Genomic DNA, 18,696 nt, shown 5'->3' on the forward strand with positions numbered 1-18,696 from the left:
ACGAATCAGAAGGTTGTAGGTTCGACTCCTACTGGGTGCATTTATCGGGAAATAGCTCAGTTTGGTAGAGCACTTGGTTTGGGACCAAGGGGTCGCAGGTTCGAATCCTGTTTTCCCGATAAGAGATTATTTCTCAATTTATTCAATTAATATCGCGGTGTAGCTCAGCTGGCTAGAGCGTTCGGTTCATACCCGAGAGGTCGAGGGTTCGATCCCCCCTGCCGCGATTGGATCATACGAGAACTTGGACCTTTAGCTCAGTTGGTTAGAGCAGACGGCTCATAACCGTCCGGTCGTAGGTTCGAGTCCTACAAGGTCCATTGTAATCTACAATGGATTACGTATGACAACTTATTATGGAGGATTACCCAAGTCTGGCTGAAGGGAACGGTCTTGAAAACCGTCAGGTCGGGGCAACTCGGCGCGAGAGTTCGAATCTCTCATCCTCCTTATCCTTATCGCGGGATGGAGCAGTCTGGTAGCTCGTCGGGCTCATAACCCGAAGGTCGTAGGTTCAAATCCTGCTCCCGCAATAATGGTCCGTTGGTCTAGTTGGTTTAGGACGCCTGCCTGTCACGCAGGAGATCACGGGTTCGAGTCCCGTACGGACCGTTTATGGCTCGGTAGCTCAGTCGGTAGAGCAAAGGATTGAAGCTCCTTGTGTCGGCAGTTCGATTCTGTCCCGCGCCATTTTATAACCTATGCGGGTATAGTTTAGTGGTAAAACCACAGCCTTCCAAGCTGTTGTCGCGAGTTCGATTCTCGTTACCCGCTTAATAAGTAAATAATTACTTTATGGACCTGTAGCTCAGCTGGTTTAGAGCGCACGCCTGATAAGCGTGAGGTCGATGGTTCGAGTCCATTCAGGTCCATTGGAGAAGTACTCAAGTGGCTGAAGAGGCGCCCCTGCTAAGGGTGTAGGTCGGTAACACGGCGCGAGGGTTCAAATCCCTCCTTCTCCGTAAAAAGGAAATCTGACCCGTTGGTCAAGTGGTTAAGACACCGCCCTTTCACGGCGGTAACATGGGTTCAAATCCCGTACGGGTCATTTCTTTCTTATACATATTCCTTATCGCGGGATGGAGCAGTCTGGTAGCTCGTCGGGCTCATAACCCGAAGGTCGTAGGTTCAAATCCTGCTCCCGCAATAATGGTCCGTTGGTCTAGTTGGTTTAGGACGCCTGCCTGTCACGCAGGAGATCACGGGTTCGAGTCCCGTACGGACCGTTTGTGACTTATTTAGCTGTGATTCAATCACAGCTTTTTTTTTGTGCATAAATTTTTTGCATAGTGATGAGATAATAACGATTAATTGTCATTCGAACTATAATACATATTGTAAAGCAACTAAAAGGAGAATGATAATATGAAGTATGAAAATTTAATTCCACGTTTTTTAAGTTATGTAAAAATTAATACGCGCTCTAATCCAAATTCAAAGACAGTTCCTTCTGATCCAAAGGAAGTTAAATTTTTAAAACAGTTAGTTGAAGAATTGCATGAAATTGGCTTAAAAGATGCTCAATATGATGATCAAAGTGGATATGTGATGGCTACATTGCCAAGTAATATGACTACAAAAGTTCCAACAGTTGGATTTATGTCACACGTTGATACAGCCGATTTTAACGCTGAAGGAGTTAATCCTCAAATTCATAAAGATTATGATGGTCATTCTACTATTAAGTTAGATAAAGAGGGGAAATTTGTGTTAGATCCTCAAGTCTTTCCAAATATGAAAAATTATCAAGGACAAACACTCATTACTACCGATGGGAGTACTTTACTAGGAGCAGATGATAAATCGGGAGTAGCTGAAATTATGACAGCAATGCAATACCTCGTAAATCATCCTGAAATTAAACACGGAACGATTAAAGTTGCATTTAGTCCAGATGAAGAAATTGGTACTGGAGCAGAACACTTTAATGTAAAGAAATTTAATGCTGATTTTGCTTATACTGTTGATGGAGGACCACTAGGACAATTAGAATGGGAAACATTCAATGCAGCTGAATTGTATTTGCATATTCAAGGGAAAGATGTACATCCAGGCACTGCTAAAGGAGTAATGGTTAATGCTAATGAATTAGGAGTTCAATTTCAAAATGCATTACCTCAAGATGAAGTTCCTGAAAAAACAAGTGGTAAGCAGGGCTTTTTCCACTTGTTAGAATTTAATGGAACTGTTGATCATGCAACTTTACATTATATTATTAGAGATTTTGAACGTGAAGGTCTTGAAAAAAGAAAGGCACTTATTAATAAGATTGTTGATGAGATGAATGCAAAACTTCATGATAAACGATTAGTAGCTGAAATGCATGATCAGTATTATAACATGGCAGAAGTTTTGAAAAATCATATGAATGTAGTTAATTTAGCACGTGAAGCGATGACTAAGTTAGGAATTAAAGTTGATGAAACTCCAGTTCGTGGGGGAACTGATGGATCAACGATTTCCTTTATGGGTTTACCTACGCCTAACTTATTTGCAGGACCCGAAAATATGCATGGACGCTTTGAATTTATTTCAGAGCAAACCATGGAAAAAGCAGTTGACGTAATTCTTGAAATTATAAAATTAACTGCGAAATAATATTCCTTTTGTATATAGTGTTTTTTTATTGTATAATGAAGACCTAAAATACTAAAGTATTCCTTACAGAGGTTGCGACAAAGGTCGCAATCTTTTTTATTTTTAGTTAATATTTTGGTGGTTTTAATGAAAGGAATTGTTAAGAAAAACTAAAAAAAGATAAATTTACTCAATTTAACAAAAATACTTTGACTTTTGAGGGCATTTAAGGCTATATAGAATATAGGAATAAAAATAGAGGTAAGAAATATGCATAAAAGAAGTGAAAGAATTGCAAAGAAGCGTCAATTACGGCGCATGCAAAAAATGAAAAACGCCAAGAAAGTAACAACTGCTCTTGGAACATCCTTAATGGTAGGAACAGCTGGATTTTTATTAGATCATAAAGAAAGCGCAGAAGCTGATACAGTTCAATTGAATCATGAAAATAGTTCTGCAAGTTCAAACAGTTCTTCAAGTAGCAGATCATCTTCAAGTTCAAGTAGTTCTTCAAGTAGCTCAAGCTCATCAACTTCTTCAAGTAAAGAAGTTGCATCAAGTGCTGCTGGCTCACAAGTAACTAGAGAAATCGTATACAGTTCAAGTTCTGTAAGTTCAAGTGAAAATTCAAGTTCAAAAAACTCAGGTAGTTCTAGTTCTGTAAAGGCAAGCCAAGAAGAATCCAAGTCAAGTAGCATTAAAAGTGAAGAAAGTTCAAGTTCTTCAGTGGCTAGTTCAAGTAGTTCTTCAACTAGCAGTTCAAGTTCGATTGCTTCAAGCGAAAGTAGTAGTTCACTTAAAGATGAATCATCAACAACGGTTGAATCATCTTCAATCTCAAGTAAGCAAGAAAAAGAAGATTCTCAAGTTCAATTAGAAGCAGAAAATCAACTTCAAGAAAAAACTACACGCAGTGAAGTATCAACATTAGCTTATCCTGGCAATGTGCAAAACTTCTTAAATACAATTGGACCAGTTGCACAACAAGTTGCTCAAGAAAATGGTGTTTATGCCTCATTAATGATTGCGCAAGCAGCACTTGAAAGTGGTTGGGGAAGCAGTGCTTTAAGTACCCAAGGACATAATTTATTTGGTGTTAAGTGGAATGGAACTGGTGATTATGTTTTAATGCCTACTCAAGAATATTATAACGGAACTTGGCACACAGTTTATGCTAAATTTCAAAAATATGACAGTTACTATGAATCACTTACAAGTTATGCTAAGTTAATTAATTCAAATTTCCCTAACTCAAATCGAGCAAATGCAGCAACTCCGCAAATTGCCGCAGAAAACTTACGTTATGGAGTTTATGGTACATATGCGACTGATCCAAACTATGCTAATACTTTAAAACGGTTAATTAGTGAATATGACTTAACTCGTTATGATGTATATACTGGATCTGGTTCTTCAAGTAATAATCAAAATAATCAAAATTCAAATGCATCAAATAGTAATAATAATTCCAGTTCTTCATCAAATGGAAATGGTAATAATATTCCAGATACTTATACAGTTAAAGCTGGTGATTCTCTTTGGGGAATTTCACAAACCTATGGTACGACTGTGAATAATTTGAAGCGAATTAATAACTTATCTTCAAATGTGATTTACGTTGGTCAAGTATTAAAATTGAAGGAACAAACAACATCTAACAGTGGTTCATCCTCAAATTCAAGTAGCACAGCAACAACTTATACAGTTAAAGCCGGCGATACTTTATGGGGAATTGCTAATGATCATGGAACAAGTGTAAGTAACTTAAAGAATATTAATAATTTAAGTTCAGATACAATTTACGTTGGTCAAGTATTGAAATTAACAAATAGTTCATCAAGTAATAACAATCAATCTTCTAACTCATCATCAAGTAGCACAACTGATCAATACTATACAGTTAAAGCCGGCGATTCATTGTGGAAGATTGCTACGAGTCATGATACAAGTGTAGATAACTTGAAAAAAATTAATAATTTATCATCTAATACAATTTATGTGAGACAAAAATTATTAATTAAAAAGGGAAGTAGCTCAAGTTCAAACTCAAGCTCAAGCTCAAATTCCTCATCAAATGCTACTGTAACTTATACAGTTAAAGCTGGTGATACTTTATGGGGGATTGCTAATGAACATTCTGTGTCAGTAAATACGATTAAACAAAATAATAATTTAAGTTCAGATACAATTTATGTTGGTCAAGTGTTAACAATTAAAGGTTCATCAAGCTCAGGTTCTCAAGGTGGTTCAAGTAATTCAAACTCAACGAGTTCTACGAATGGAACTTATACGGTTAAAGCTGGTGATACTTTATGGTCAATTGCTAACGAACATTCAGTATCAGTAAATACAATTAAACAAAATAATAATTTAAGTTCAGATACAATTTATGTTGGTCAAAAGTTAACAATTAAAGGTTCATCAAGTTCAAGTTCTCAAAGTGGCTCAAGCAATTCAAACTCAATAAGTTCTACGAGTGGAACTTATACGGTTAAAGCTGGTGACACTTTATGGTCAATTGCTAACGAACATAGTATGACCGTATCACAATTGAAGAGTCAAAATAACTTGTCATCAGATTCAATTTATGTGGGTCAAAAATTAAGTGTTGGAAAGACATCTTCAAATAGTAGTCAATCTACAAGCAGTTCGGCCAAAACATATACAGTTAAGTCAGGAGATTCATTATGGAAGATTGCTTCTGATAATGGTTTGACTGTAAATCAATTGAAATCTATTAATGGATTAACTTCAGACTTAATTTATACTGGTCAACAGTTGAAGTTAAAATAATAATTGAAAGCTAATTTAAATTATGTTAAAATCAACATTAATATTTAACGTAGATAAGGATTAGTAGATTAGCTAGTACTACTCAGAGAGAACATGGTGGTGAAAATGTTTAAGTATTACTTTTCGAACTCACCTTTGAGTCCTTAACTGAAAATAGTAAGTTAAGGCGGAAAGAGCCGTTATCTCTGAAAGAAGTGCCGATAGTTTATCGGAAAATAGGTGGTACCGCGAAAATTCGTCCTATTCAAGTTTAACTTGGATAGGATTTTTTACGTTAAAACCAAATTATAAGGAGCGCTAAAAATGTCATACGATCATAAGAAAATCGAAAAAAAGTGGCAACATTATTGGGAAGAACACAAAACCTTCAAGACAACTGAAGATCCTGATAAAAAGAAATACTATGCAATGGATATGTTTCCATATCCATCAGGACAAGGATTACACGTAGGACATCCAGAAGGCTATACTGCAACAGATATTGTTTCTCGAATGAAACGGATGCAAGGATATAATGTTTTACATCCAATGGGATGGGATGCGTTTGGTTTACCAGCAGAACAATATGCGCTAAAAACAGGAAACTCTCCACGGGAATTTACTCAAAAAAATATCAATAACTTTAGAAGACAAATTAAATCTTTAGGTCTTTCATATGATTGGGATCGGGAAATTAATACGAGTGATCCTTCATACTACAAGTGGACGCAATGGATTTTTGAACAGTTATACAAAAAAGGGTTAGCATATGAAGCTGAAGTTCCCGTTAATTGGTCACCTGATTTAGGAACAGTAGTTGCTAATGAAGAAATTGTCGATGGTAAAACTGAACGTGGTGGTTTTCCAGTTGTACGTAAGCCAATGAAACAATGGATGTTAAAAATCACTGCGTATGCTGATCGGTTGATTGATGATTTAGATGACTTAGATTGGCCTGAAGCAATTAAAGAACAACAAAGAAACTGGATTGGGCGTTCTGTAGGAGCAGCAGTAGATTTTAAAGTTGAAAATCAAGATGCAAAAATTGAAGTGTTTACAACTCGTCCAGACACAATTTTTGGTGTTTCAGTGTTAGTCTTAGCTCCTGAACATGATTTAGTTAAGCAATTAACTACAGCAAATCAAAAACAAGCAGTTGAAGATTATTTAGAAGAAGTTTCTCATAAGTCAGATTTAGAGCGAACAGATTTGGCTAAAAATAAAACTGGGGTATTTACAGGAAGCTATGCTATTAACCCAGTTAATGGTGAAAAAGTGCAAATTTGGATTGCTGACTATGTTTTAGCTTCATATGGAACTGGAGCAATCATGGTCGTTCCAGCACATGACGAACGCGATTATGAATTTGCACAAAAATTTGATTTACCAATCAAGTCGGTAATTGAAGGTGGCAATATTGAAAAAGAAGCCTATACAGGTGAAGGTGTCCATATTAATTCCGACTTCTTAAATGGAATGAACAAGCAAGATGCAATCGATGAAATGATTAGCTGGCTTGAAGAACATCATGTCGGCTATAAAAAAGTTAATTATCGTTTGCGGGATTGGCTTTTCTCACGGCAAAGATACTGGGGTGAACCAATTCCAGTAATTCACTGGGAAGATGGTGAAACTACATTAGTCCCAGAAGATGAATTACCATTACGCTTACCAAAAACAAATGATATTCGTCCATCTGGAACAGGAGAAAGTCCATTAGCCAACCTTGATGACTGGGTAAATGTTGTTGATGAAAATGGACGTAAAGGTAAACGTGAGACCAATACAATGCCTCAATGGGCAGGAAGTTCATGGTACTTCTTACGTTATATTGATCCACATAACAGTGAAGCACTTGCTGATTACGATAAGCTTAAAGAATGGATGCCAGTAGACTTATATATTGGTGGAGCTGAACACGCTGTATTGCACTTATTATATGCACGTTTCTGGCATAAATTCTTATATGATTTAGGTGTAGTTCCAACTAAAGAGCCATTCCAACGATTAGTTAACCAAGGAATGATTTTAGGTGAAAACCATGAAAAGATGTCTAAATCAAAAGGAAATGTTATTAATCCAGATGATATCGTAGAACAATATGGTGCAGATACATTGCGGATTTACGAAATGTTTATGGGACCTTTAGAAGCTTCTAAACCATGGACTGAAGATGGATTAAATGGTGCACATAAATTCATTAACCGTATTTGGAACTTAATGATTGATGAAGATGATAAGTTACGTGATCGAATTACTACTGTAAACGATGGTAGCTTAGATAAAATTTATAATCAAACAGTCAAAAAGGTTACTGAAGACTATGAAGATTTGCACTTTAACACTGCAATTTCACAATTGATGGTCTTTGTAAATGAATGTTACAAAGCAGAAGCACTTCCATTAGAATACATGGAAGGATTTGTTAAGATGATTGCACCGGTAATTCCACATATTGCAGAAGAATTATGGACTAAATTAGGTCATGTAGGCACAATTACTTATGCTAAGTGGCCAACTTATGATGAAAGTAAGTTAGTTGAAGCAACTACTGAAATTGTAGTTCAAGTTAATGGAAAAATTCGTCAACATTTAGTAATCGATAAGGATGCAACTAAAGATGAAATCCAAGAAATTGCATTAAATGATGCAAAGATCAAGGATGAAGTTGCGGACAAAACAATTCGGAAAGTAATTATTGTTCCAGGCAAATTAGTTAATATTGTTGCTAACTAATTAATCTTTAACAGACTATAGCTTTGCTATAGTCTGTTTTTTTGTATTATTATCTTTTACTTGCAATTTAGGTCACTTCCATTATAGGGTGATAATAAAAGGCAAGGGGATGTATTTTATGACTGAAGTTGAAGTGCAACGTGATGGATTAACGTTAAGAGGGGTGCTTGAAACTCCCGATAATAAAGACAGTTATAATATGGCAATTTTAATGCATGGTTTTACAGGAAATTGTGGACGCAATAATCCTGGAAATCTGCATTATCGTTTAGCGCAGATGCTTAAACAAGCTGGAATTGCATCAGTAAGGTTTGATTTTAATGGCCATGGACAAAGTGATGGAGACTTTTGCAATATGACGGTTCCAAATGAAATCAGTGACGGAAGAGCAATTTTAGAATACGTTCGGAGTTTAAAACAAGTCAGAAAAATTTATTTAATGGGACATTCACAAGGTGGCGTAGTTGCTAGCATGCTAGCAGGGTATTTTCATGATTATATTGATAAACTAGTTTTAATGTCTGCAGCTGCGACATTAAAAGATGATGCTTTGGCAGGACATACTTTAAATTTAGTATATGATCCTTTACATATTCCTGACCGGCAAGAAATTCGTCCTGGATATATTTTAGGCGGATTTTACATTAGAACAGCACAAATGTTGCCTATTTACGAAGTTTCTTCAGAATATACCGGACCAGTTTGTATTATTCATGGAACTGCCGATCAAGTTGTTAATCCCAATGCAGCATGTAAATATCACCGTTGCTATGAAAATAGTCAACTGCATTGGATTCAAGGCGGAAATCATCTCCTAGATGGTAAATACCGGCAAGAAGTTTTAACAATCGTAAAAAATTTTATAAGTGAGTAAGTTTATGATATATTTAAAATAAAATTTATTGATTAGGTGTGATTAAAGTGGTGATTAGTTCATTTATTCTATCAATTATTGCACTTGTACTTTCAATTGCAACGCTAACTGTTTCAATCGTAGCTTTATGTTTAGCCAGCAGAAAAAATAAAAAGAATAAAGATAATAAAAAACAATAACATTATTGATAGTTAATTTAATTTTAAGTATGATTATTTTGAGGTGATAGTGATGTTTTTATCTACAGGTGGATTAAATCAAGGATATGCAATTCATGGAATTGTAAATGCTACTGTTAAAGCAGAATTACAAGCAGATGAACTTGATCGGGTAGATGATTTTGATGATTTATATGATCAAGTAAAGATGAAATTAATTGATAAGGCAGTTACTAAAAATGCTGATGGAGTAATTAATGTTCATTTTGAACCCCAAGTTGTGCGGGTATCAGTAGGACCTAAGTACATTGTATTACATGGTTACGGAACAGCAGTTAGTTTCTTGAAAAATAAAAAATAACTTGTTTTTAGTGAAACATTTAGTGTACAATTAATTTCATGGATTAGGAACTGCCACTGTGGCGGAACTGGCAGACGCGCAGCGTTCAGGTCGCTGTTCGGGTTTCCCGAGTACAGGTTCGATCCCTGCCAGTGGCATAATAATGAATAATATGTTTTATTATAAACGCAAAAAACGCCTAAAAATAGGCGTTTTTATTTTTTATGAATCATATGTTTTAATATGTTATTAATTTTTTTGTGCACACTTTGTGCACAGTTTGTTTATAAAAGTGATTGCAATTGAGAAACAATTTTATCGTCTGACTTTTGTTTATATTCATCAATTAAATATGCGTAAATTTTAGCAGTGGTGGTCATATCTGAATGACCTAAACGCTGACTGATTATATATAAATCCACACCTTGCGAGAGAAGAAAAGCAACGTGGCTATTACGTAAACTGTGAAAGTGGAAATTCTTACGTTTAATGTTTAACTGTGATAAGCATTCCCGTAGTGTTTTATTAACTGCATTTGAAGTAGGCACAGTTTGATATTGATTTTCAAAAATCATTTTTTGACCATGATTTAATTCAGATAAAATATCAATTAATTGGATAGGAGCTTTTACAATTCGGTTAGAACAGTCAGGCTTAGTTTGTTTAAATGTTTTAGTAGTTGCATTCCACGATTTATTTATTGTGATTAAACAGTTATCAATATCTTTCCAAGTTAACGCTTGGATTTCTCCAAGACGAGCCCCTGTTAATAATGCTGTTAAAATCATGTATTTAGAGGTAGAGTTTTTATTTCGAGTTAAAATTATGTGTTGTGTTAATTTTTTTATTTCATTTAGGTTTAGATAATCAACCTGAATGTCTTTAGATTTATTAAAAGTTAAAGAAATATTTTGTGTAAAGTCTTTATAAATTATTTCGTCGTAAATGGCACTTTGGACACATGATCGAATAATTGCATTTACTTTAAAAACTGTGGATCTAGCATGTGTTTTCCCATATTCATTGATGAACTTTTGATACATTGAACGATCAATATTTTTGGTGGGTATTCTCATCCATCTTCCAAATGGTTCTTTGGGCAGTTACCTTTGCACAAGGCGGAGCAACGATTGCTATGCTAGTATCTAGTTCAGTTTATTTTGTGAATGATATTATAGCCTTCACAGTTTCTCCGTGGTTTAACATGGGACGACGCAAAATGGGACTGAAAGAAATTAAATAATTATATATAACTTTAACGAAGCCCTACGAATATTTATTTGTGGGGTTTCTCTAGATTTTAAGATTACCAATGAAGTCCTAGTAAGTTTAAAATCACTAAACATGTATATTTGAAGTTTATAAAATGAAACTAAATGACAAAGATGATACGGTTAGAGTGAAAGGAGATTTTCAAAATGGATAAAAAGCAAATTAATATTTCTCTAGATAAGGAAATTCATGACCAATTAAAAAAGCGAGCCACTAAAACAGGAGTGGAAATTTCAGAATATGTTAAGCATTTAATAGCTAAAGATTTAAAAGAAGGACTTAAGAAATAACATTATTTTAATTAAATAATGTTATCGCTTTTTATTATAAAATTGCATATAACAAAATAGCTTAATAAAGCCTTACAAACGTTGATGTGTAAGGCTTTATTTGATATGATTGTGTTATCCAATAAATGATAATGGCAAAGAAAGTGTTGTTTTGAGCGGATTTTGGGAGAAGTTAAGAGGTCTTTTGTATTATAAAAAATCTCTGTTTGAAATATGGAAAGAAAGAGCTATATTTAGACAACTGCTATTAGTTATTGCAAATAAACACAAAGGCAAAACGTTGAGAAGCAATGTTAAAAAACTTTATGGGAAAAGAAAATCTATGGTTGAGGTGATTAAATGGATTTGCTATTAGAGATTGATAACATTAATTATAAAAAGACTGCTAAAAACGTAAAATGTTTCTTAGATAAACAATTACCTAAAATTTTAAGATTAGTAAATGAGAGCCTAGCAAGTTTAAAATTGCCTGTTATATCAGATATGCCAGTTAATCATGACGGAAGTAACCACAACGAAGATAAGATGATAAAATACATCACTGTTAAAGTACTGATTTAAGGTGTGGTTCAAGCGTTTAATAATTGTTCACAAACATCGATTATTAAAAATATGTTCAAGTGCTTCAAGATTGGCAAATAGAGCATGCTCACACTCAACGTACTTTAAACTGCGAGATAAGGCATATAGTGAATTAGCTTATTGTTTGGAATTACAAAAGAGTTGTCCTGATTTACATGTGTATGAATAAGAATTGAATTGATGTTATTTATAATATTACATGCAGTTTCAAATAAAAAAGAAAAAATATAATTCAGAAAATTATTCGTAATTTAACAAAACTATGTTAGAATAAAACATAGTTTAATGAAAGGATTAATTGTATGATAGACGCATTAAAAGATTTTTTTAAACGTTATGCTAAATTTAGGGGACAAAGTACACTAGGGCAATATTGGTGGATGGCATTATGGTCATTCTTAATTATAATTTGTTGGGCAATTTCATTGTTGATTGCATTAGCTTGGTCAAGTTGGATCTGGATTGATTTAACGTTACTAATACTATTTGGTTTAGCGTTTTTAGTACCCTCAATAGCATTATCAATTCGACGTCTTCAAGATGTTGGTTTGACATTCCAAGGTGCATGGTGTGTTTATGGCTTTGTATTTTTAGTTTGTTTATCAGGAGTATCGCACTTCATGCAAGCAATTTCATCACTAGCAAGTGTAATGATGTTAATTTTAACTTTGTTACCGACTGATACATTGGTTGGCAAATTAGGTAAATTAACACGAGATAAATAACGAGTAGAGATAGCATGATCATGATGCTATCTTTTTTATTGTCGAAAGTGAGGTAAGTAGAATGTATATTTATTTACATAAAAATAGCATTATGGTATATTGACTATGCATTGATATGCAAATTTTATTTATAGGAGTGTAGTACTATGTCAAATTATGGAGAAAAAGAAATCAAATTATTAGAGAAGATTGATTCACGTATTAATAAATTAGATGAAGATTTGGCAAAGATGGACGATACAGATGGTAAGGTAAAACATTTTGTCAAACAAGAAGAAGCATTGCATGAAATTCGTCGTATTGCTCATGAAGAAAAACGTGTAGATAAAGTGGCTGATAAAGCTACTGAAAAGGCAGTAAATGGTACAGTTGATGTAATTGATGAAATTAATAAAAGAATTGATAACCTTGATAAAGATTTAGATAATCTAAATGATGACGATTCAAAAGTGAAATCATATTTAGCACAAAAGAAGACAATTCATGATATTAAAGAATTAGTAAAATCAATTCTTAAATAATGATTTATAAAGATGGTAGTTTGTACTACTATCTTTTTTATTTTTATAATTTAAATTCTTAATAAGATACATATGGCTTTTAATTGCATATATCTAAAAGATGCTGATATAATTAGGTTACCCCATAAAGGAGGATTTAACTATGTTACATTGGATTTGGGCTATAATCGTTGGCGCACTCATCGGCGCAATTGCTGGATGGATCACCAGACGAGGTGGTTCAATGAACTGGTTTTTCAATATTATTGCCGGACTATTAGGATCCTATCTTGGAGAAGCGCTATTGGGTCCTTGGGGATGGAAAGTAGTAGGAATGGCAATATTTCCTTCTGTAATTGGTGCTACAGTGTTAGTATTGGTATCAGTAATGGTACTTAACTTACTTAGGAAAGACTTTTAGTGTTAGGTTAGTAGCTTGTAAATAAGTCAATGGGGTATAAAGATAGCGTAGTTGCTATCTTTTTTGTTAATGACGAATTTACAATCTAAGTGCAACACTTTTATAAAAAATAACCCCATAATGAGTACAAATGATTTATAGAAACCAAAAAGAAACATCGAGGTACCTATCATGAGCTATTACCATTTTATTATAGATGAACGCGAAAAGATATATTTACTGCATAACAAAGAATTATCAATTAGAAATATTGCCCCAAATTAGGACGGAGTCCAAGTTCAATTTTACGTGAATTTCGTCGTATTGAAGGCGAATATCTTCCTCATAGAGCACAGGAAAACTATGAAAATAAACGGAAATCATGTCATAAACAGCGTATTTTGGATATTCGTCCAAAATTATGCAAATTTATTGTCAATCAAATTATTAAATTTTATTGGTCTCTAGAACAAATTTGTGGTCGCCTTTGGCGCGAATTTTATTTTAGAATCAGTTCCAATACGATTTATCGCCATATCTACAAGCATAACTTAAATCAGCCTTTTACTTCACATGGTGATACTGGTATTTAACGAAAATTACGTCATAAACACCATCAACGACGCCCCAACAAATGCACGAAACAGAAGTAGATTATCTATCAATTTCACAACGACCAAATTTTATCAATCAATGAAAGCGAATTGGTGACTGGGAACTTGATACTGTAATTGGTAAAACTGGTGAAGAATGTTTGATGATTTTAGTTGAACGACGGATAGGGTATGCAATTATCCGTAAAATTAAGTATAAAGATAGTCAGAGTGATAATAATACCTTACTAAAACTAGTTACTGTAATTCCGAAGGAACATTTATTATCAATTACTCCAGATCATGGAAAAGAGTTTCTTCAACTTGATAAAATCAAATATGATTTAGGGGTTCAAATATATTGGCCTTATGCATCTCAAGAAAGAGGAACAAATGAAAATACAAATGGATTGATTCGAGAATATTTTCCTAAACACCAGTCATTAAGAAATATAACTGAAATAGAGATTCAAAAATGTGAAGATCAATTAAATCAACGTCCAAGAAAAAAACTAAATTATCAAACACCGGCAGAATTATTTGGGGACGAGCTACAGCAATTAATTATATAAAAAATCAACGAACTATTTAAATTCGTTGATAAGTCAATAAACTATAAAACATTAAAGTGTTGCATTTGAATTGACAATTCTCAATATAACTAAAATCTAAATAATTTTTTATAAATTACTTCTTTTTTTAATAAGCTTATATACTTTGTAGTAGATAAGTATAAGTATGTGGAATTATTTATTGACTGCTAAGGACAATTACTTTATACTTCACGTATACTAATTTCTAATCATTATTTACTTACTTAATTTTTGACTCTCGCTATAAAGGTGAGAGTTTTATTATTTATTAAATTTCGAAAGTGTTTTCATTGATTATAGATAACAAATGATATATTTTAATCTTAGTTGAGAAAAGCTTATTTCTTTGAGAATTGATTGTGAATGACAATTCGAGTATTTATTATATATCCCTTAAATTGTATTTTTGCTGGAAGCCTTATAGTATTTTTATTTAAGTAATACTATAGGGCTTTTTATGATTTATATTACTCAACCACATGATATATAAGATTTACATTTTATGACATTTTTGATAGGATTTAAGCAGAACCTAATTATTATTTTAGTTATTTCGTTTAGAGAAGACGTTGTAAAGCGTCTCTTTTTTGATAGAATACGAATTTGTTGCGAGATTACTTGGAATACACGTTTCCAATATATTAAATTGGGAGTTGATAAATTCCCTAGAGCTTGTTTAGACAAGTGTTAGAGCCTTTAAGGCTCTTTTTTACTGTGAAAAATTAATTAACAACGAAGTAAACTTGATTTACATTAGGTGAGTGTTATATTATTAAATTTCAAATTAATGATTGAAGAAGTAGGATGTACCTTTGGTGTGTTCTACTTTTTTGTTTTAAAGGGTTTACAAAAAATGACGATTTTGATAAAGTTTAAGTAAATATTAATTTTTATTTCCTTTTCAAACGATAGGGTGATGAAAATGTTTTTAATTTTAAATAATGACAATGATACATATTGTGCAGAATGGAGTCATTTTAACTGTTCTGATGCACACGCTTGTTGGAAATCATTACGTGAAATTGAAGGGGACAATGACTATCGTAATGACAATACAAAACTAAAAAAGTTTAGTACAGAACAAGAAGCGATTGATTACATTGAAGATAATAATTTAGTCGATGATGTTAATGATATTGAATTAGTACAAACTAATCCAATTATTAATTTTTGGCACAGATTATGCGATGCATTTCAAAGGCAAAAACAAAACGATGATGATAATATACATCTTATATAATTAAAATAATTTAAATTTTTCTTTAAGGAATTGATTGTGAATGGCAACTAGGGTAGCTCTATTATAGGTCCCTAAATTTAAATTATACCTTTTACTTAAAGCTCTACAATATGTAGGGCTTTAATTGACGGTGTATGTGTCCTACTTTTTTGTTTTAAAAATAAAAAAATGTGCACAGATTCCTTTTAAATAGCTATATTTAAGTGTATTATTACGCCTGCCAGTGGTATAATTTAGGACTTAATAATAAAGAATTCTTTTTTATTAGGCTTTTACGTTAGTATTAGTAAATAAAAAGAGTGGATTTTAATGTTAGTAAACACATAAAAATTTAAATTATGAGTTGTATACTTTTGTATTTTAACTTTTAGTCTTTAGTCCTAGATTTTTATAGTCTAGGATTTTTTTATTGAATGTTTCAATTATGTTTTAGAAAGTGCACACAAAATTATATTAGGTGGTAAAAGGAATTAACCTTTAATTTTGTTGAGAATTATAACTTTTAAAATTATCACTTGTATTGACAAAAGTTATGTTTTTTATAAATAATTTGCAGTATATAAAAGCAAATTTATAAAAAGGAAGTGATATAAATTAAGTGATTTTGAATTAGGCTATAAGAAGGAATTATCAGATAAATTTAATCGATTTAAGTTTGTTCCATTAAAGCTTTTGACACGAGTTAACAAATCTTTAAATGGAGAACTGCATGAAATTATTGATTACCTTGAAGATTATCGAAAAGCATATCAGAAAAATAACTAAATAATAAAAAGTTTTTGATGTTTTGATCATAGCAATTAAGATACTAAAGACAATCAAAGACTTTTAAATTGTATACGATAGGTTCCAATTTTTATGTTCTAAATATTAGTATAGAAGTATGGTTATTGGAATAAAATTGTATTTTAATAACATAAAGAAGCATTTTTACTAGAAGACCTTTTTTGGTTATTTTTCAATGGAAAAAATGAGGAGCGTTAGTGAATATTTAATTTAAAGTAAAGATGAAGAAGTTAGAATTAATCGATATGTAACTGTGGTTAAATACAATATAGTTTTCAAAAATAAGAAGATATATTATAAGATAAAATAGATATTTCACTTTAAATTGAGTAAAAAATTTAATTCAAAAGAAATGTTAAGAATTAAATAATCAAAATTAATTCAGAATTTTTTTCAGAGTACATAGTATTTTATGCAAAAATTTGTTAAAATAAATTGTGTGAAATGAAGCTTCACTTGTTAGCTATAGCTAATTTTTAATAATCCGATAACTGGGATAAGGTTTGTATAATTGAAAAGAAGATAGTCTTTTCAATTAATTTTTTCTGTATAAGAAGTCTGTGACGAAAGTTGCAGACTTTTTGTACTTTTATAGCAGTAGGGAGGATATAAGTGTGATGAAATTAATTGAAGAACAGATTTTACAAAAAGTAATTCAAAAAAGGCCAGCTACAGGCTTTAAAGGAACTTTTGGAAAAGTATTAGTTGTTGGAGGCAATGCCAATATGGGTGGTGCTGCGCTTATGTCTGGCAGTGCTGCAGTTCATGCAGGAGTAGGATTAGTTACAATTGCAACTAGTAAAGAGAATTTAACAGCAATTCATGTCGCTTTACCCGAAGCAATGGCAATTAACTATTGGGATAAAGTTTCATTTGTAGAATCAATTGAAAAGACAGATGTAATTGTTGTAGGACCTGGTTTAGGAACTGATTTGCATGCTCAAGAAATTTTAAAGATAGTTTTATCAAATGTAGGAATACAACAAACTTTGATTATTGATGGTTCAGCAATAACAATGATTGCTGAAAATCATGACTTATTGGAAATTTTGCCTAAAAGTAATTTAATTTTTACTCCACATCAAATGGAGTGGCAACGACTAAGCCGCATTAAAATTGTTGATCAAGAAAATATTCAATTAAATCAGCAAGTGCAACAAAGTTTAAATGCAACCGTCATTTTGAAGAAACATCATACACAAATATACTTTAAAAATAAAGAAGTGTTTAAACTTACAATTGGTGGTCCTTATATGGCTACTGGCGGAATGGGAGATACTTTAACAGGAATTTTAGCAGCCTTTATTGCTCAATTTAAAACGAAAGATACAAATGAAGCAATTCAGGCGGCTGTTTATACTCATAGTAAAATAGCTGATGAATTATCAAGTAAAAAATATGTAGTTTTACCAAGTGACATTATTAATAATCTTCAACCTTTTATGCGTAAACAAATTAAAGATTAAAAAATGGATGACATAAATATTGTCATCCATTTTTTAATCCATTAATTTCAGTTGGAGAAAGCAAACGATATTCTCCAGGATTTAATTGCGGATCAAGTATTAAACTTCCTATTGAAATTCGTTTTAAAGTCAATACTTTCATGTTGCAAGCAGCAAACATTCTTTTAACTTGATGATATTTTCCTTCAGTAATAGTAACCTCAATAAAGCTTTGTTGAAGTTTTTCATCAACCTGAATGATTTTAAGGATCGCAGGTTGGCAATGTGTTTTATCTTTTAATACAATGCCATCTTTAAAGGCATCAACTGTATTTGAAGTTACAATTCCACTAATTTTTGCTTGATATGTTTTAGAAACATGTTTTTTAGGAGCTAATAGTTGATGGGCTAATTGACCGTCATTAGTAAGAAGTAAAAGGCCAGTAGTATCTTTATCTAAGCGTCCAACTGGTGCTAATTTTTTAATGCGATCTGCTGGAGCAATTAAATCTAAAACAGTTTGTTGTTGTTCATCAAAAGTGGCAGTGATGACTCCTTGCGGTTTGTATAACATTAAGTATTTAGTAATTTCAAGATTAATTTTTTGATCATGAACCCTTAAAACATCCGTTGAGGGATCAATTTGTTTCTTACCATTTTTAACGATTGTATCATTAATTTTAACTGCTTTTTGTTTAATTAATTTTTTTATTTCAGAACGACTTCCAAAATTTACATTACTTAAAAATTTATCGATTCGCATAATATTTCCTCAAAAAAATTGATACTTTAAGTATACAAAAAAACAAGGTA

At 32.4% G+C, this 18,696-nt stretch carries 15 protein-coding genes, 14 tRNA genes, 2 pseudogenes and 1 other annotated feature; of the genes and pseudogenes, 29 read left to right on the forward strand and 2 right to left on the reverse strand.

All coding sequences use genetic code 11. The features are described 5' to 3' along the window. The first annotated feature begins 45 nt into the window (after window positions 1–45). The 20 genes from ACWCL1_RS03510 to ACWCL1_RS03605 all read left to right on the forward strand — a co-directional run bounded on the left by ACWCL1_RS03510 (window position 46) and on the right by ACWCL1_RS03605 (window position 9,615). A tRNA-Pro gene (locus tag ACWCL1_RS03510) sits at window positions 46–119 on the forward strand. Between the two features lie 34 nt (window positions 120–153). Continuing rightward, window positions 154–227 (forward strand) — tRNA-Met (locus ACWCL1_RS03515). 19 nt (window positions 228–246) lie between these two features. Continuing rightward, a tRNA-Ile gene (locus ACWCL1_RS03520) sits at window positions 247–320 on the forward strand. A 38-nt stretch (window positions 321–358) separates the two neighbouring features. Further along, a tRNA-Ser gene (locus ACWCL1_RS03525) sits at window positions 359–450 on the forward strand. 9 nt (window positions 451–459) lie between these two features. Then, a tRNA-Met gene (locus ACWCL1_RS03530) sits at window positions 460–533 on the forward strand. Between the two features lie 4 nt (window positions 534–537). Then, window positions 538–612: transfer RNA gene (locus ACWCL1_RS03535), tRNA-Asp, on the forward strand. Between the two features lie 5 nt (window positions 613–617). After that, a tRNA-Phe gene (locus ACWCL1_RS03540) sits at window positions 618–690 on the forward strand. A gap of 13 nt (window positions 691–703) precedes the next feature. Next, a tRNA-Gly gene (locus ACWCL1_RS03545) sits at window positions 704–774 on the forward strand. Window positions 775–797: 23 nt separating this feature from the next. Next, window positions 798–872 (forward strand) — tRNA-Ile (locus ACWCL1_RS03550). A gap of 2 nt (window positions 873–874) precedes the next feature. Next, a tRNA-Ser gene (locus tag ACWCL1_RS03555) sits at window positions 875–962 on the forward strand. 14 nt (window positions 963–976) lie between these two features. Next, window positions 977–1,048, forward strand: a tRNA-Glu gene (locus ACWCL1_RS03560). 25 nt (window positions 1,049–1,073) lie between these two features. Next, window positions 1,074–1,147: transfer RNA gene (locus ACWCL1_RS03565), tRNA-Met, on the forward strand. A gap of 4 nt (window positions 1,148–1,151) precedes the next feature. Beyond that, window positions 1,152–1,226 (forward strand) — tRNA-Asp (locus tag ACWCL1_RS03570). A gap of 139 nt (window positions 1,227–1,365) precedes the next feature. Then, the gene (pepT, locus tag ACWCL1_RS03575) at window positions 1,366–2,598 is read left to right on the forward strand and encodes a peptidase T (protein ID WP_454545549.1); all 1,233 of its coding nucleotides are present in this window, start codon (window positions 1,366–1,368) and stop codon (window positions 2,596–2,598) included. A 249-nt stretch (window positions 2,599–2,847) separates the two neighbouring features. After that, on the forward strand, window positions 2,848–5,370 hold the full coding sequence (locus ACWCL1_RS03580; RefSeq protein ID WP_454545550.1) for a LysM peptidoglycan-binding domain-containing protein: 2,523 nt from the start codon (window positions 2,848–2,850) through the stop codon (window positions 5,368–5,370). A gap of 41 nt (window positions 5,371–5,411) precedes the next feature. Further along, window positions 5,412–5,616: a binding site (T-box leader), on the forward strand. A 57-nt stretch (window positions 5,617–5,673) separates the two neighbouring features. Further along, the gene (leuS, locus tag ACWCL1_RS03585; RefSeq protein WP_454545551.1) at window positions 5,674–8,085 is read left to right on the forward strand and encodes a leucine--tRNA ligase; all 2,412 of its coding nucleotides are present in this window, start codon (window positions 5,674–5,676) and stop codon (window positions 8,083–8,085) included. A gap of 118 nt (window positions 8,086–8,203) precedes the next feature. Then, on the forward strand, window positions 8,204–8,959 hold the full coding sequence (locus ACWCL1_RS03590; protein WP_454545552.1) for an alpha/beta hydrolase: 756 nt from the start codon (window positions 8,204–8,206) through the stop codon (window positions 8,957–8,959). 47 nt (window positions 8,960–9,006) lie between these two features. Continuing rightward, window positions 9,007–9,138 carry a hypothetical protein gene (locus ACWCL1_RS03595; RefSeq protein ID WP_454545553.1) on the forward strand — a complete coding sequence of 44 codons (132 nt, stop codon included), beginning with the start codon at window positions 9,007–9,009 and terminating at the stop codon, window positions 9,136–9,138. A 52-nt stretch (window positions 9,139–9,190) separates the two neighbouring features. After that, complete coding sequence (locus ACWCL1_RS03600) at window positions 9,191–9,478, forward strand: hypothetical protein (RefSeq protein ID WP_454545554.1); 288 nt, start codon at window positions 9,191–9,193, stop codon at window positions 9,476–9,478. Between the two features lie 52 nt (window positions 9,479–9,530). Next, window positions 9,531–9,615: transfer RNA gene (locus tag ACWCL1_RS03605), tRNA-Leu, on the forward strand. A gap of 126 nt (window positions 9,616–9,741) precedes the next feature. Here the strand turns inward: ACWCL1_RS03605 and ACWCL1_RS03610 are convergent. After that, window positions 9,742–10,533, reverse strand: a complete 792-nt coding sequence (locus ACWCL1_RS03610; RefSeq protein ID WP_454545555.1) for a tyrosine-type recombinase/integrase — start codon at window positions 10,531–10,533, stop codon at window positions 9,742–9,744. On the opposite strand from ACWCL1_RS03610, the pseudogene ACWCL1_RS03615 reads away from it, so the two are divergent. The 9 genes and pseudogenes from ACWCL1_RS03615 to ACWCL1_RS03655 all read left to right on the forward strand — a co-directional run. Beyond that, a pseudogene (locus ACWCL1_RS03615) lies at window positions 10,503–10,700 on the forward strand (nicotinamide riboside transporter PnuC); the annotation flags it as partial. The gene ACWCL1_RS03610 and the pseudogene ACWCL1_RS03615 overlap by 31 nt on opposite strands. A 175-nt stretch (window positions 10,701–10,875) precedes the next feature. Then, window positions 10,876–11,019 carry a plasmid partition protein ParG gene (locus tag ACWCL1_RS03620; protein WP_454545556.1) on the forward strand — a complete coding sequence of 48 codons (144 nt, stop codon included), beginning with the start codon at window positions 10,876–10,878 and terminating at the stop codon, window positions 11,017–11,019. A gap of 339 nt (window positions 11,020–11,358) precedes the next feature. Continuing rightward, complete coding sequence (locus ACWCL1_RS03625; RefSeq protein WP_454545557.1) at window positions 11,359–11,580, forward strand: hypothetical protein; 222 nt, start codon at window positions 11,359–11,361, stop codon at window positions 11,578–11,580. A 323-nt stretch (window positions 11,581–11,903) separates the two neighbouring features. Then, entirely contained in the window at window positions 11,904–12,326 is a 423-nt protein-coding gene (locus ACWCL1_RS03630) for a DUF805 domain-containing protein (RefSeq protein WP_454545558.1), read from the forward strand. A gap of 146 nt (window positions 12,327–12,472) precedes the next feature. Then, entirely contained in the window at window positions 12,473–12,847 is a 375-nt protein-coding gene (locus ACWCL1_RS03635) for a hypothetical protein (protein WP_454545559.1), read from the forward strand. 142 nt (window positions 12,848–12,989) lie between these two features. Beyond that, on the forward strand, window positions 12,990–13,247 hold the full coding sequence (locus tag ACWCL1_RS03640; RefSeq protein WP_454545560.1) for a GlsB/YeaQ/YmgE family stress response membrane protein: 258 nt from the start codon (window positions 12,990–12,992) through the stop codon (window positions 13,245–13,247). Between the two features lie 171 nt (window positions 13,248–13,418). After that, window positions 13,419–14,391, forward strand: a pseudogene (locus ACWCL1_RS03645) (IS30 family transposase). A 943-nt stretch (window positions 14,392–15,334) separates the two neighbouring features. Then, the gene (locus ACWCL1_RS03650) at window positions 15,335–15,652 is read left to right on the forward strand and encodes a hypothetical protein (protein ID WP_454545561.1); all 318 of its coding nucleotides are present in this window, start codon (window positions 15,335–15,337) and stop codon (window positions 15,650–15,652) included. Window positions 15,653–17,055: 1,403 nt separating this feature from the next. Next, window positions 17,056–17,904 (forward strand): NAD(P)H-hydrate dehydratase, encoded by an 849-nt coding sequence (locus tag ACWCL1_RS03655; protein ID WP_454545562.1) that lies wholly within the window; start codon window positions 17,056–17,058, stop codon window positions 17,902–17,904. Between the two features lie 22 nt (window positions 17,905–17,926). Here ACWCL1_RS03655 and ACWCL1_RS03660 read toward each other — a convergent pair whose 3' ends face one another. Beyond that, complete coding sequence (locus ACWCL1_RS03660) at window positions 17,927–18,646, reverse strand: pseudouridine synthase (RefSeq protein WP_454545563.1); 720 nt, start codon at window positions 18,644–18,646, stop codon at window positions 17,927–17,929. Window positions 18,647–18,696 lie beyond the last annotated feature (50 nt).

The organism is Ligilactobacillus sp. LYQ135 (genome assembly GCF_053711055.1).

What these genes read in the sequence shown, in the direction of transcription:
- ACWCL1_RS03580 (WP_454545550.1), top strand. Translation starts at nt 2,848, where the DNA reads ATGCATAAAAGAAGTGAAAGAATTGCAAAGAAGCGTCAATTACGGCGC.
- ACWCL1_RS03590 (WP_454545552.1), top strand. Translation starts at nt 8,204, where the DNA reads ATGACTGAAGTTGAAGTGCAACGTGATGGATTAACGTTAAGAGGGGTG.
- ACWCL1_RS03635 (WP_454545559.1), top strand. Translation starts at nt 12,473, where the DNA reads ATGTCAAATTATGGAGAAAAAGAAATCAAATTATTAGAGAAGATTGAT.
- ACWCL1_RS03660 (WP_454545563.1), bottom strand. Translation starts at nt 18,646, where the DNA reads ATGCGAATCGATAAATTTTTAAGTAATGTAAATTTTGGAAGTCGTTCT.
- leuS (WP_454545551.1), top strand. Translation starts at nt 5,674, where the DNA reads ATGTCATACGATCATAAGAAAATCGAAAAAAAGTGGCAACATTATTGG.
- pepT (WP_454545549.1), top strand. Translation starts at nt 1,366, where the DNA reads ATGAAGTATGAAAATTTAATTCCACGTTTTTTAAGTTATGTAAAAATT.
- ACWCL1_RS03610 (WP_454545555.1), bottom strand. Translation starts at nt 10,533, where the DNA reads ATGAGAATACCCACCAAAAATATTGATCGTTCAATGTATCAAAAGTTC.
- ACWCL1_RS03650 (WP_454545561.1), top strand. Translation starts at nt 15,335, where the DNA reads ATGTTTTTAATTTTAAATAATGACAATGATACATATTGTGCAGAATGG.
- ACWCL1_RS03630 (WP_454545558.1), top strand. Translation starts at nt 11,904, where the DNA reads ATGATAGACGCATTAAAAGATTTTTTTAAACGTTATGCTAAATTTAGG.
- ACWCL1_RS03655 (WP_454545562.1), top strand. Translation starts at nt 17,056, where the DNA reads ATGAAATTAATTGAAGAACAGATTTTACAAAAAGTAATTCAAAAAAGG.
- ACWCL1_RS03620 (WP_454545556.1), top strand. Translation starts at nt 10,876, where the DNA reads ATGGATAAAAAGCAAATTAATATTTCTCTAGATAAGGAAATTCATGAC.
- ACWCL1_RS03600 (WP_454545554.1), top strand. Translation starts at nt 9,191, where the DNA reads ATGTTTTTATCTACAGGTGGATTAAATCAAGGATATGCAATTCATGGA.
- ACWCL1_RS03640 (WP_454545560.1), top strand. Translation starts at nt 12,990, where the DNA reads ATGTTACATTGGATTTGGGCTATAATCGTTGGCGCACTCATCGGCGCA.
- ACWCL1_RS03625 (WP_454545557.1), top strand. Translation starts at nt 11,359, where the DNA reads ATGGATTTGCTATTAGAGATTGATAACATTAATTATAAAAAGACTGCT.